11 protein-coding genes and 1 tRNA gene are annotated in these 13,771 nt (G+C 37.4%); 2 read left to right on the top strand and 10 right to left on the bottom strand.

Annotation, left to right across the window (positions count from 1 at the left end; all coding sequences use genetic code 11):
• Positions 1-100: 100 nt before the first annotated feature.
• From QME58_12015 to QME58_11995, 5 genes are read right to left on the bottom strand one after another with little or no spacing between them, the layout of a single operon-like run.
• A complete protein-coding gene (locus QME58_12015) occupies positions 101-601 on the bottom strand; it encodes an acetyl-CoA carboxylase biotin carboxyl carrier protein subunit (GenBank protein ID MDI6804548.1) in 501 nt (166 codons plus the stop codon).
• A 1-nt stretch (position 602) separates the two neighbouring features.
• Entirely contained in the window at positions 603-2,117 is a 1,515-nt protein-coding gene (accC, locus tag QME58_12010; GenBank protein MDI6804547.1) for an acetyl-CoA carboxylase biotin carboxylase subunit, read from the bottom strand.
• Entirely contained in the window at positions 2,114-4,471 is a 2,358-nt protein-coding gene (locus QME58_12005) for an endonuclease MutS2 (GenBank protein ID MDI6804546.1), read from the bottom strand. Before QME58_12005 ends, accC begins: the two co-directional genes overlap by 4 nt.
• A gap of 6 nt (positions 4,472-4,477) precedes the next feature.
• Positions 4,478-5,011 carry a CvpA family protein gene (locus QME58_12000; GenBank protein MDI6804545.1) on the bottom strand — a complete coding sequence of 178 codons (534 nt, stop codon included), beginning with the start codon at positions 5,009-5,011 and terminating at the stop codon, positions 4,478-4,480.
• 2 nt (positions 5,012-5,013) lie between these two features.
• Complete coding sequence (locus QME58_11995; protein MDI6804544.1) at positions 5,014-5,463, bottom strand: GatB/YqeY domain-containing protein; 450 nt, start codon at positions 5,461-5,463, stop codon at positions 5,014-5,016.
• A gap of 38 nt (positions 5,464-5,501) precedes the next feature.
• On the opposite strand from QME58_11995, the gene QME58_11990 reads away from it, so the two are divergent.
• The gene (locus QME58_11990) at positions 5,502-5,627 is read left to right on the top strand and encodes a hypothetical protein (protein ID MDI6804543.1); all 126 of its coding nucleotides are present in this window, start codon (positions 5,502-5,504) and stop codon (positions 5,625-5,627) included.
• Positions 5,628-5,639: 12 nt separating this feature from the next.
• Entirely contained in the window at positions 5,640-5,879 is a 240-nt protein-coding gene (locus tag QME58_11985; protein MDI6804542.1) for a hypothetical protein, read from the top strand.
• Positions 5,880-6,069: 190 nt separating this feature from the next.
• Here QME58_11985 and QME58_11980 read toward each other — a convergent pair whose 3' ends face one another.
• The 5 genes from QME58_11980 to QME58_11960 all read right to left on the bottom strand — a co-directional run bounded on the left by QME58_11980 (position 6,070) and on the right by QME58_11960 (position 13,733).
• Entirely contained in the window at positions 6,070-6,912 is an 843-nt protein-coding gene (locus QME58_11980; GenBank protein ID MDI6804541.1) for an LOG family protein, read from the bottom strand.
• The gene (locus tag QME58_11975; protein ID MDI6804540.1) at positions 6,909-7,643 is read right to left on the bottom strand and encodes an SDR family NAD(P)-dependent oxidoreductase; all 735 of its coding nucleotides are present in this window, start codon (positions 7,641-7,643) and stop codon (positions 6,909-6,911) included. The genes QME58_11980 and QME58_11975 overlap by 4 nt, the downstream gene beginning before the upstream one ends.
• A 179-nt stretch (positions 7,644-7,822) precedes the next feature.
• Positions 7,823-7,898 (bottom strand) — tRNA-Lys (locus QME58_11970).
• Positions 7,899-7,922: 24 nt separating this feature from the next.
• Positions 7,923-8,258, bottom strand: a complete 336-nt coding sequence (gene secG / locus QME58_11965) for a preprotein translocase subunit SecG (GenBank protein MDI6804539.1) — start codon at positions 8,256-8,258, stop codon at positions 7,923-7,925.
• 60 nt (positions 8,259-8,318) lie between these two features.
• Positions 8,319-13,733 (bottom strand): C25 family cysteine peptidase, encoded by a 5,415-nt coding sequence (locus tag QME58_11960; GenBank protein ID MDI6804538.1) that lies wholly within the window; start codon positions 13,731-13,733, stop codon positions 8,319-8,321.
• Between the last annotated feature and the right edge of the window lie 38 nt (positions 13,734-13,771).

Genomic DNA, 13,771 nt, shown 5'->3' with positions numbered 1-13,771 from the left:
TTAAATATACAAAAAAAAGTATTCAATAAGTCAATTTTTGGAACCGCCCTTAATATTATTAATAATTTGTTCATCTACTGTTCCTTCAATATTTTTGTTACTATTCCAAAATCAATAATATCTCCCCCTTTTCAACAGGAGTTTTTTCTTTAACTTTTATTGCTTTCACAACACCGGCAACTGTTGCTCTAATTTCATTCTCCATCTTCATTGCTTCTAAAATAATCAAGCCTGTTCCGGGATATATCTGCTGACCTACCTCAACTTCTATTTTCAACACCAAACCCGGCATAGGTGCGGTTATGTTAATAATTTTATGTGTTGCCTCATTTTGTTGACTGAACTGTTTTAACAGTTGGTCTTTCTCGTCTTCAACTGTTATATTAAAATTATTGTTGAAACACTCTGCTTCGAATTGATTTAAGCCATCTCTTTTGATGTTAATTTCAAAAACTTGATTATTCATTATGATTGAATATTGATTGATTCCTATCCGATGCAAATCAACAATAAATTCAGTATTGTTAACTACAACAATTTGCATTGATTTCAGCTCGATGTCGAATTCCTGTCTATTTACAGTAACTATAAATTCAGCCATCTCATCCTCTAAAATTTTCGTAACGTTTCGTTTTCCAATTACTTGTTGCTCCTTCTTTATTTGTGCCGTCAAGTTGCTGAGTTTCAATCTTTTCGAACTTTTGGATATAAGCAGCAGCTACTGCTAATGCTTCGTGTATTAGTTTATTATCAATGCGTAACACTTCAGGATTGAAATATTCTTTGATAAAATGTGTATCGAAATTGCCTTCAAGGAATTTTGGATGATTAATAATCCAACTGCAAGCCTGAATGTTAGTTTGAACTCCTGCTAAATTATATTCATTCAGCGCTCGGGTCATTTTATGGATTGCTTCATCACGTGTGTCAGCCCACGTAATTAGCTTTGATATCATTGGGTCGTAATAAACTGAGATTTCATTCCCTTCATCTACACCCCTATCTTCACGAACTCCAAAACCTTGAGGCGAACGTAGTTTAGTAATTTTTCCTATAGAGGGTAAGAAGTTATTTTCAGAATTTTCAGCGTAAATTCTACATTCGAGAGCATGACCACGAAAACGAATATCTTTCTGCTTCAAACTGAGCGACTGCCCCATTGCTATTCGTAATTGTTCTTTTACCAAATCTATACCCGTGATCATTTCAGTTATCGGATGCTCCACTTGGAGTCGCGTATTCATTTCCAGGAAATAATAATTCCGATGTTTATCCACTAAAAACTCAATTGTACCTGCATTAACATATCCGGATCTTAAAGCCGCTTTAACTGCCGCCTCACCCATCTTTTTTCGCAGCTCAGGAGTAATTATAACAGATGGAGATTCTTCGATGATTTTTTGATGGCGGCGCTGAATAGAGCACTCACGTTCCCCTAAGTGAATTGTGTTACCATATTGATCTGCAAGGATTTGGAATTCGATATGCCGAGGATTTTCTAAGTATTTCTCAACGTAAACACGATTATCACCGAACGCTGATTGAGCTTCTGATTGTGCACTCCGAAATGCTGATGCGAGTTCGTCGTAACCGTTCACTATTCGCATTCCTTTACCACCACCGCCGCCGGCTGCTTTTAATAAAATTGGAAATCCAAATTTATCAGCAAAAACAGATGCTTCCGTGATATCCAATATTGGTCCATCGGTGCCGGGAACGATTGGAACACCCGCCGATTTTACAAGTGAACGTGCTGCTGTTTTATCACCCATTGATTTAATTGCCATCGCCGGTGGGCCTACAAATATTAGCCCTGCATTCTTCACCATATCGGAGAACTGAGCATTTTCAGATAAAAAACCGTAACCTGGATGAATTGCATCGGAATTAGATTTTAATGCGACTTCGATTATTTTTTCTTTTTGTAAATATGTTTCGGCTGCAGTTGCTTTACCAATAGGATACGCTTCGTCTGCAAGTCGGACGTGTGGCATAAGACGATCGACTTCCGAGTAAACTGCAACGGTTACGATTCCCATTTCTTTTGCAGACCGTAAAACTCTGACAGCTATCTCTCCCCTGTTTGCAATTAGTAATTTTTTTATTTCTTTTTTCATTTTAGGGCCACCACCGTAACACCATACCCACCTTCGTTCCATTCACCTAATCGAAATGATTTCACATGAGCATGCTTCCTAAGATACTCCGAAACTTTTTTTTGCAGCAATCCAGTCCCCTTGCCGTGAATGATATCAAGCCTATTTAAGCCATAAAGAATGGCGGTATCAATAAATTTATCCAATAAAATCACTGCTTCTTCGCCGGTGGTTCCGCGTAAATCGATTTCGCTCGATGGTCTTTCGGCATGTATATCCAAATTTTTAGTTCGTTGTAAAATGGGAGTGGTTGATTTAACTTTAACTAAATTCATATTATGTACTTTAATTTTAAACTGCCCGAATAATACGTTAAAGTGATTATCACCAACACCTTCAATAATTTCACCGACTTCGTTACTATCTTTTAGTTTAACCTTATCGCCTATCGTAAATGATACATCAAGAGTGTGGTTTTTCTCAATTTCAAACTCCTTGGCTAAACTGATATGCGTACTTATGATTTGTTCAATTGCAGAATGAGCTTGTTTGATTGCTAATTTGCTTGCACCTTCTTCGCGTATTTGTTGAATAGTTTTTTCTATTAGTGAATTAGCACCATCAATTATCGCCTTTGCCTCATCCACAGCTTTTGACTTTATTTGTTTGATTTCTTTTTGGAGCGATTTATTTTTTGTTGTGTATTCGGAGATTAAATTTTCTAAACTAATTCTCTCTTCTTGAACAAGCGTGATTTCGTCTTTGAGGATTTGTTGTTTCGTTTCAATTTCGACTAATAAATTTTCGAGACTGTGAGTTGCTTCACCACGAAAATAAATAGAACGCTGAATTAAAGCTTCAGGTAACCCTATTCTTTTTGCCATTTCTAAAGCATAGCTGCTTCCGGGGATTCCGGAGATAAAGCGATATGTTGGTTTCAAAGTGTGATGATCGAATTCCATTGCTCCGTTTTCGATTCCTTGCGTTTCGTGGGCGAATGCTTTCAGAGTGCCGTGATGAGTTGTAACGAGTGTGTGAGTTTTCCGGTTCGTGAGATCTTCCAAAATTGCTTCGGCAAGTGCGCTGCCTTCGGTTGGATCGGTGCCGGCTCCAATTTCATCTATCAAAACTAAACTCGTTTCCTCAGCTTCCTTCATAATTATGTTTATATTAACCAAATGTGAGCTGAATGTGCTAAGGTCGTTCTCTATTGATTGCTCATCACCAATATCCACGAAAATTTTATTGTACACACCAAATTCTGAATCCGGAGAAGCTGGAATATGCAAACCAGATTGAACCATAATAGCCAAAAGACCGAATGCCTTGATTGCAACGCTTTTACCACCAGCATTAGGACCTGTTATGATTAATGTGGAAAAATTTTTACCTAACTCAAGTGTTAAAGGAATAACTTTAGCTCTTGGTTGTTTCAGCAAAAGGACAGGGTGTCTGCCCTCAATCAGATAGAAATAATTTTTTTCATTCAATAGCGGAGCACAGCCAATTATTTCAATTGAATAATTTGCGGCGGCTTGTAGAAAATCAAGCTCGCTGAGTATTTCAACATTGTGTTTCAGGTTGTCTTTTACATCGCGAATTTGTGTCGTTAATTCTCTTAGTATCTTTTCGATTTCCCGTAATTCTTGGAATTGCAGACTTCTGATATCATTGTTCATATCGAGAGTTTCTGCCGGTTCAATAAAAACCGTAGCCCCACTCGCCGACATACTGTGCACAAATCCCGGCACACGATTTTTGTTCTCAATTTTTACAGGTATCACCATTCTTCCGTCGCGCGCTGTTATCAATTCTTCCTGCGTCCACCCTAATGATGAAGCATTTTTCAGGATAGCATCCAATCTTTTACGCAGGCTTTCCGATTTATCGTTTAACTCTTTCCGGATTTTTTTAAGTTCGGCTGATGCGGAATCTTTAATTTGTCCGCTTTCATCTATAGTTCGATCAATATTGTATTCAAGAATTTTGTCGATATAAAGAGGTTCTGTTAATTGATTTAAAAGTAGATACTTCGATTTTCTTTTACTGAAGTATGAAGAAATGACTCTTGATGTTTTTAGAAAAATTCCGATTGAATATATTTCGGAAGCGGGTATTGCATAGTCTAATATCCCCGCACGATTCAAAGCTTCCCGGATTTCAGGAAGATTATCTAATGGGAGTGGGTCGTCTGATTCGAGGAGTGATTTTGCTTCGGTGATACCATCAAGTCGGTTACGAATCTCCTCGAATGAACAGATCGGGATGAGATTGTTAATCTTTTCTTTAGCAGCTTCAGATACCGCAAACCGCTTTATATGATTTTTAACTTTCGGAAATTCGAGTTTAGCGATTGAATTTAAATAATCTATCATCAGGAACTATAGTTCATCTTTATATTTTTCTAAATTCTTTTCAATCTCCTCGAAAAAAGTTTTAGATTCAGGAACAGCCGTGAGTGCGAAGTCAAAAACTTTTGGAGCTACATTTATGATATGAATATACATAAAAGAATCCCTCTTCGTTTCTTCCGATGGGACATCAACGAATTTTAAGACTAACAGAGCTAAACTCATAAGGAGCAGCCCTTGAGCTGCACCTAACAAAGCGCCCCCAAATCGGTTAATTAATTTTAAGACTGTCCCTTTTGAGCCGAGCCAGCGATAAATCAACATTACGATTAACATAACGGTTATTAGAATTGCAAAAAATGCAAACGGATACGAAAAATAAGGGGCAAATTCAAACCATTCGATGATCAATTTTCCGAAAGGTCCCATTAATTTAGTTGCGATAATAAACCCTATGAAAAGGGATAAAATGCTGAAAACTTTTCTGAAAAAACCATCTTTATAGCCCAACAAAATAAACAATAAAACTGTAATAAAAACAATGATATCAATGTATGTAATCATAACTAACCCCCTAATAGTTTTTTAACGGTATCTGAAATTATTTTTCCATCGGCTTTGCCTTTCAGTTCTTTCATTACATCAGGCATAACTTTGCCGAAATCCTTTTGCGAGTTTGCGCCCGATTCGAAAACGATACGTTTAATAATTGCTTCAACTTCATCCAGCGTCAATTGTTTTGGCAAAAACTCTTCAATTATTTTGAGTTCGCTTTTTTCTTTTTCGGCTAATTCAATGCGTCCCCCCTTTTCATACATTTCGATTGACTCTTTACGTTTTTTGGCTGATGAGATTAACACTCCCATTTCGTCATCGGAAGTAATTGGGTTTGGTCGTTTCTCAATTTCTTTTTCTAATAAAATGGCACGAAGTCCGCGGACGGTTTCTAAACGGATTTTGTCGCTGACTTTGGTTGCGTTAATTATTTCTTTGCTTAAAGTATCTTTCAGATTCATAAATTTTCCATTTTTTTCAGTGAAAAAATAGAGAAATTATGATACAAAGTCAAATTATGAATCGAATTTTGGATACTATCACAACCTTCTTTTCTGAAAAATTCGAGTTCAGCCACACCGGAAAATTTGATGGTAGTTATCACGAATGGTTCGAAGGTCGATGACCTGTTTGTTGTTTGCTATGCGTAGTCGACGATGCCTCAGGACAAATCTTTCTTCAACTTACTGAAGCCGAAGACCCCAAAAGTGTTCTCTCCTTCTGGGATAAATATATCGAGTTTTTCGGCATTCCTGCTAAAATTTATACCGACTTCCATACAATACTCATCATAACCAACGTTTTTCTAATCTCGACTCTTTACAAAACATTCATCGCTCTTCCGATGGATCGACCTGGATGCAATCTTCTGCTTTGAAACTAAAAGAACTGTTTATAACGATTATACAATCATGCTCAACTCCCGGTACATTCAGCTACTTAAATCAGATGCTCCTTTACCACCACCTAAATCTAAAGTTATTGTTCTGCATTACTTAGATAACTCGTAACTTAATTTTGTTACCTTTCACCTGACATTTCCGCCTGCATCGGGCAGATCTATTGGTCTATAACAAGTATTTTTTTGTTAACGATTCCTTCAGATACTCAAAAGTTTCTTCGGGCGTATTGCAAAATTTAAATAACTTCATATCATCAGAGGAGATAACTCCTAATCGAATCAATTCGGGGAAATTAACTATCTTTTTCCAAAAATCCTCGCTGTATAAAACGACAGTCAAATCTTTCTGGATTTTACTGCTCTGTAGCAATGTTAACACCTCAAAAAGCTCATCCATAGTTCCAAAACCACCAGGAAAAATAACCATCGCTTTTGCAAGATAAACAAACCAAAATTTTCGCATAAAAAAGTAATGAAACTCGAAATTTAACTCTTCGCTGATAAAGGGATTTGGAAATTGCTCGTGTGGTAAACTTATATTCAGTCCAATAGATTTACCTCCACTTGAGATAGCCCCCTTGTTTGCTGCTTCCATAACACCGGGTCCACCGCCGGAGCATATCACAAACCTACGACCATGATCTAATGTGTTCGACCACTTTGTAAGCAGTTTTGCCAATTTAGTTGATTCTTCGTAATACTTCGACATTTCGAGTATCACTTTTGAATTTTCAAATTCTTTTAGAATGGCGGTATTCTTTGTCTTTTGTTTTGATAATCTCTTTTTCAAATTCTCAAACTGTAATTTTGCTTTTTCAGGTGGTTTAATACGTGCAGATCCGAAAAATACGATAGTGTCTTTTATTTTTTCTTTAATGAAGCGGGAGCGCGGTTCTGCAAATTCAGATAAAATCCTGATTTCTCTTCCGTAAGTTCCTTTCAAAAAATCTATGTTTTCGTATGCTTTTGGCATTCGCTTTAGTTTTGGCAATATTTTATTATTTTTCATATTAATGAATTTCCACTGTCAATCGATATTATCTGACCTGTTATATGTTTATTTTTTGTTGCAAGGAAAACAACTAAGTCAGCTATTTCGCTTGCTTTGGTATAGTCTTTCAAAAGTATTTTTTCATTCCTTTTTACTTTTTCATTTTCAAATTCAATTGTTCCGGATGCAATTGCATTCACCAAAATATAAGGAGCTAAAGATTTTGCCAAACATTTTGTAAGCATTATTAGTCCCGCCTTTGAAACTGAATAAGGTAGGTAATTAGCGAACGGCTTTATTCCACCTAACGAAGCTATATTAATTATTGTGCCGCTTTGTTTTTTCGACATGTGTTTGGCTGCAATTTTACTGCAAAAGAAAACCCCTTTTAGATTAGTATCCAACGACTTATCCCAAATTTCTTCAGTGGTTTCTTCCAAGCGTGATTTAATAAAAACTGAAGCATTATTAACCAGGAGATCGATACGTCCAAATTTTTTCAGTATATGCTTCATCATAGTTTCGATTTGGGCAAATTTTGAGATATCAGCTTTGACTAATAGAACCGGTTTCTGAAATGTTGTTTCAATCTCTGAAGCTAATTTCTGTGCTTCGGGTTTCGATTTATTATAATGGATGCAAATGCTGAAGCCATTATTTGCCAAACTTAAGGCAACTTCGCGGCCTAATCGCATTGCAGAACCTGTTACTATAGCAACGGGAAAAGTGTTTTCTGTTCTTTTAGGCATTCTGAAATTTTAAATTTACAATATATCTAATTGGGGAAAATCCAAAACGTTGATTGTATTACATTGCTCCACCGCGGTGCTGTAAACACCGCTACCCTTTCTGATTCGAACACAAGCCGGTTTACTCCGAATGAATACTCACTTAAACGTTTTGCATTTCAAGAAACGTCGAGCGTTATTGGTGCGCCCACCAGGACTCGAACCTGGAACCCGCTGATTAAGAGTCAGCTGCTCTACCAATTGAGCCATGGGCGCTTGCTGAAACAAATCGCTAAAATATTATTGAGTTCCCCCGCCTGGCGGTGTGGTTTGTATAGGCGGTGGTAATGGTGGAGGAATCGAGCTTGTTCCTTTCTGAATCACGCTCTCACTTTGAACCGCACGGCTTGGTAAGAAGAACATGTTGATTACCAAACTTAAAACTATAAAAATAGTCGCTAATACTGCTGTAAATTTACTTAAAAAATCGGCAGTACGGCGAACACCGAACATAGTACCCATTTGAGCACCACCGAAAGTACCGGCTAATCCGCCCCCTTTACTCGATTGCATCAAGACGGAAACGATAATTACAATAGCTATTATTACTTCAACTACAATTAAAAACCAAAACATTTTTTATACCTTTTTAAATTTTTGCTGAAAAAGATAAGAAAATTTTGCCCAAATATCAAATTATCTTAATTTTACTAATTTTTGAACCTGACTATTCACTTCGTTTTCAAATTTAGCTTTAATTTTATACAAATAAACACCGTTACCTAACTCGTTCCCATCGTTGTCCCGTCCATCCCAAACTATGCTGTTAAAACCAATGTTTACGTTTGTGGCAGTTAGCTCTTTCAATTGTCTCCCCGCTACCGAATAAACTAAAATCGTAACTCTCTCCACCCCACTTTGGCCCGTTAATTCAAATGTGAATTGGGTGCCGGTAGTAAACGGATTCGGATAATTAAAAATACTTAAAATTTGAGGAGTGTTAGAAACTTTAAAATCAAATGATATTAAGTTAGAATTGTTCCTCCCACTTATTATCAATTTATGGTCGCCATCCGTAAGAGTTGGCTTCAATTCAATCTTTGTTGTGGTAGATGATTTTTGTGAATAGCTTTCACGTTCGGTAAGTATATTTTCACCATCTAAATAGATTGCTGTAAGATCAACCATCGGAAAATTTTCCGGTAATGAAACTTGAATTGTTGGCATAGAAGAAACGTAATCGCCATTCCGGATTTCTTTGCCGTCGAAAGTTACTATAACATTCTCTAAAACTGATACCCCTTGATCAACGTAGAATGGGTAGGATAAAACATTATTTTCTAAAATTAATTCATTCAAATTCAGTTTCGGTTCGATAGATGTAATTAGTATTTGCTCGCCGGTAAATTGTGATACATCGAGAGATTTGTTAATCAATTTTGCTTCGCCGGCAGGTATTGAATCTATCCATATATTGTTCAAAAAAGAATTTGGAGCTAATACAAATGTAACGTTTACGCTGTCAACAGTTTGATTGCTTAAATTATGAACATTCACTTCAACATCGAAAGGTTGTGTCCTATCTACACGTCGAGGCGCATTAAACTCAGCAGGACTTGTAGCCAATTCGATAGGAGCTGTATAATTCACTTGCCAACTTTTGAGCGTTGGGGTAGCTTCGCCGTCAGTGTTTCGGAGTGTGCTAACCAATTGAATTTTCAGATAAATAGAAGAATTGATATTTGAAATGTCAGCAAATATTTCGCTGCCTAAGAGAGTCCGCAAAGTATCTACTGTAAAATCTTTTTTCAGACCTACAAGTTTTAATTGAATATCTGTTTTAGCAGGTATGCTGTTATTCCAAGAAAGTGTTTTCCACGATGTTACAGGACCGATGAACAGCGAACTTATTTCACCAATCCCTGCACTGTAGTAACTTGGCATTTGATAATCTGTATCGGCGACTGCGTTAGGACTGTATGATTCGCGAGGAGGCATCATCGGAGTTGAAGAGCCCTTTCGACTTATTAACGCCCACGATTGCCCCGCTGTTACAGTCCTGATAAATTGAGCGCCCAAACTTTCAAATGTTTGATACAACGTTTCTGTCATCCCTCCTCTTCCATCCCTCACCACAGATATCACAATATAATATCCAACTGGTGCTGTCTGAATGAATCGTAACAAGCTATCGGGTTGCCCGAGCGTTGAAAGTGTATATCCTTTTGCTTCGAATTGCCCGGTTAGCGGATCAATACGGGCAGCAAGGTAACTATTGGCTCCCGACCACCAATGCCCGAAAATCGTCGTGGTACCAATGCGGATGATACTGTAATAATCTGAATCAGGGAAAGCCCGATAACCTAAAGAACGAACATATATTGATAGACCGTTAGTTCGTTGCATCGTTACGCCACTGTCGCTAACCGACACTAATTTTTGTGGATTGGATGCAAATTGTTTCGGATGAGTTTGTTTCCATTTTACAATTGAAGAAGAATATGCAGTATCACTAACATTTACCTCAGAATTAGCCCAAGCACCATAGTGTTTCCCATTATAACTTCGTGCACGCCAAAAATATACCTTCTCGTTTAAAAGCGGAGGCGTAACCCAGTTAGCTGACACAGCCCCCGGCTGTATCGGTGGCGAAGAAACTTTTGCAGGGCTGTCGAATGTATTAGTCGTATCAATTTCAAAATAAAAAGTATAAGGCGAGGTTATATTGAAAGTATTTTTCGGAAATATAAGTGAATCAGATTTTTCAGTAGTTGATGTTCGTGCTGAATCGAAGGCCATCGGTACTGAGACACTAAGATTTTGTATCCCGCTGTTCACAACTGATGATGTTAAAGGTTTGATGGGATAAATAACATTTTTGTTTATATATATAGTAACTTGTGCCGAATTATTGCTCTCGTTCGATTCTGAAATTTGATTTAAAGGATCAATATTAATAGTAACTGTATGGCTCCCCGCTTTTCCGCGCACATCCCACTCGATATTAATTGTGTCGGCATAAGCTACAGGTTTTACTTTAAAAGGAGCAACAACATCACTCTCACCTTTAGTTTTACCCAACTCATCTGTGTAATTATCTTTTATTGTTATTAAAACACTATCGGTAGGCATCAAACCAAAATTTTTAACAATTAATTTCAGATAAACAAAATTGTCGGCTACAGGTTCCGAAGGTGAATAAAATACAGATTCAGAGTCGATTCCCAAATCGGGTTTTTGCGGAAGTGCAAACTTCGAATACGGATCGCCTATGAGCGGGTAAAGATTGAACGTGTGAATAACAGTAGGTGTTGATATAGAATCGTTAATGGTCCAAAAATAAATACGGGAAAGATGTGTTAACTCTCCTAATGTTTTCACCGATTCTCGGGTTGCTGCATTTAAAAATTTTCTCGCAAGCCAAAAACCGGTATTTGCAGAACCGATGTGCGAACTTGCCCAAGCTCCAATTCCCCCGCGGTTATCAGCAAACAGAAAATCTTCCGACAGCACATTAGCAAAGTGTGTGTAAAACGCTCCGATGTTACAACTAACACTGCTGATGAATGGCAATTTACCATTTGTATTTTGCAGGTCGTTTGGATTACCAATATCTACATTCCAAATTCTACCACCTGAGTGTCCAATGAAATTAACGAAGGATAAACCCTCGTTTACTAAACCCTGCATATAATATTTATAATCACCATCGATAATAGCTGAAGAAGTTTTATAAACTTTATATACAAGACCACCTAACGGACTTGGTGTAATGCTTTCGTTTATCAACATATCGGATAAAGAGTTGAACTGCCAGCGTTCGCTCGCAGTAGTCCCACCTGTTACGAAAAGAGTCCGTTTATTCCAAAAATCCATTGGCGGGTTATCATAATCGGTAATTTTTTGCACTACGCGTGCTGCCTGTATTTGATTTTCAACAGGTATTCTACCTATTATTATGGCGGGTAAATAATTGTAAACAGAATCGAAACATACCAAAGCATTATCGCTCATCGGAATACCATAACCGGGAACAAAATTCGTCTTCGTTGTTGAAGGAAATTTCTTTTTATAATCAATGCAAGCATCCCCGAACATAACTATGTAACTCGGCGATGGTGCAGTCCATAAATTGTATGCATGTTTGAAAAATTCTTTAATGCTTAGTGGATCGATATGACCGTAATTGAATTCATCATAAATATCCTGTACATCCACTACCGCCGTTCGCAAACCGAAAGCAGATCTTGAATTTGCTAAAGTTATTGCTGGGTTTTTAAATAAAGAGTGTGTTACTGCAATGTAATCGGCGCCATCAGGATTTGAACGGATATTTTTAAATGTGTGAGGAATTATTGAACTTGGTGTTACCCGCTGGTTTTTTCCTGTAACGATATACCGTTTTGAACTGAGCGACGAATCCAAAAATGCCCAACCTTGTGCATCTTTAAGTGTGTTTACAATTTTTCGATAGCTCGTTAAATCGAATACATCAATGCTGTCTGAAGTAACTTTTGCGATTCTAAAAAGTGTAACTGCATCAGTTGGCTGCGCCGGTGCGGAAAAGTCGAAATAATTGTTTTGCACAGATATCGGAGATCGATAAGTAACCTGAAACCAGTCGATATAAAATTTTGATAATTTTATCATCGTGGAATTTATCAGTAATGTATTTGTGCCTTTCTTAAGAAGTGTATCGATGAAGCTCGTTGATAAAATCAACTCTTGATTTTGAGTCCAAAGTACTTCACCTAAAACCTTACCATTCAGCGTTACTCTAACTTGATGCCTTGACCGATTCGTATCATCATAGGCAGTCATCCCGTGAAATCGTGCTTTGAAGTATGCAGAATCGAACCTGCCGGGATTTAATGTATCGATGTTAAAGGTAATAGACTTGGAAGCAGTACCGACAAAATCTAACCAATACCAACCTTCACCTTTCACATTATCAACTGTTCTTATCTCATTATCGTTATAGCCATAGTAATAATTTGAGTCCCTCTCAAAATGGCGGAATGTAGTGCAGGAGTTTGCTGTATAAACAGGAGTAATTAGATTGGCAGCTTGTTTTGTAAATCTGGTTGGTAACGGATCGTTCCAGGTTAACCAGTAGTAGCTGGTATCAGTGTATGGATCGAAGAAAGTTGAATCGCCATACTTTCGTGTTCCGTAAAAGTCGATGTACCAATTTTGGACATCCGGGTTTTCGGTATTCACATCCATCGGTATAGATTTGCCCTGATAGTACATCGCTAATGAATTGGTAGGAATCGTTTGCAAATTTATGCCCACATCGAGAAGATATGAGTTCGTTAACCTGTACATCCCATCCTGAGCAATCAAAATTTTGTAATACTGATTGTTAGTTTGCCACCAGCTCTGATTAATATTTGATTTTTCAAGGTCCGCTGGTCTTTCCTTGAATCGCCAGTTTCGGGCTTGATCATAATTTAGAATCAATGATTTGTAAACCGATTCGAATTCCCTATCAGCGGTTGAAATTAATGTAACGTCATTTTTGTTCAGTTCATCGATAAAACTTATTTTCAATACGAGGTGGGTAAAATGCTTCAACATTTTGGTTGAAGGAATGTATTGAAGCGGATGAAGATTAATTTTTGCTACATTGAAATCCCGAAGACGAATCGGTTGTTCAAGCTTGAATACTTCTTTCGGATAGAAATTTGTTTCCCGCTCATAAAACTTTCGGTCGATTTGATACGATAGAGATGCGTTACCATCTTCATCAAAAACATCCAACGGATAAGGTGCTATGTTCTGGTTTTGTAGAATTAGGTATTTTGACTCGATTATTTCAACATCTATTTTTGTGTTTGGAGGAAGTGCGATTAATGTTCCCTCAACGGGCAGCGAAGATTTCCCTGTTTCACTCGTCAGTCCGCTTTTAGCACCGATTGGGATAAAATAAGTTTCGCCTTCGATTTCAACCGGTTGCATTTTATATTCCTGCGGGACGTATTGGAGGATGAGTTCTTTAGGGTTTGAACTTACTATTTTCAAAACTGCGGTATCTTCTGAAAGAGCAACAAAAGGTATCAGTAAAGTAATAATCAAAAGAACCTTGGAATATTTATAGGGCAGTTCCAAAAATTCAAATATAAGTTTAGTGTTATAGATTTTATCGT

The organism is Bacteroidota bacterium, assembly GCA_030017895.1.
Lineage (GTDB): Bacteria > Bacteroidota > Ignavibacteria > UBA10030 > BY39 > JASEGV01.
Note: the sequence above shows the minus strand (reverse complement) of the source record. Positions and strands in the feature narration are given on the sequence as shown.